Annotated in this window: 1 protein-coding gene; it reads right to left on the reverse strand. The window is 66.1% G+C overall.

Features of this window, described 5'->3' with window-relative positions; all coding sequences use genetic code 11:
• The coding region (locus tag ACLJNW_RS25285; protein ID WP_410961374.1) for a putative porin at positions 1 to 271 on the reverse strand (271 nt) is incomplete at both ends.

The raw sequence follows: 271 nt of genomic DNA on the forward strand, positions 1-271 counted from the left end.
TGTCCGAGCTGTATTCCACGGGGAACGCGCCGACCGTGCCGAACAGCGCGACATCGCGGCTCAGCGGCTGGTTGAAGATCGCCGCCACGCCGTCGAAGTTGAGGTCGTTGGAATACAGCAGGTCGGTGGACAGGAACGGATTGGCGATCCGCCCGCCGGTCAGGCTCAGGCGCTCGCTGGGCTTCCAGGTCAGGTAGCCCTGGTCGAGCCAGAGGTCCTTCTTGCCGAAGCCGCCGCCGAGGGTCTGGGTGGTCGACACCGGGTTGTTGTC

The sequence above is a fragment of the Salmonella sp. SAL4457 genome, assembly GCF_046548235.1.
GTDB lineage: Bacteria > Pseudomonadota > Gammaproteobacteria > Enterobacterales > Enterobacteriaceae > Salmonella > Salmonella enterica.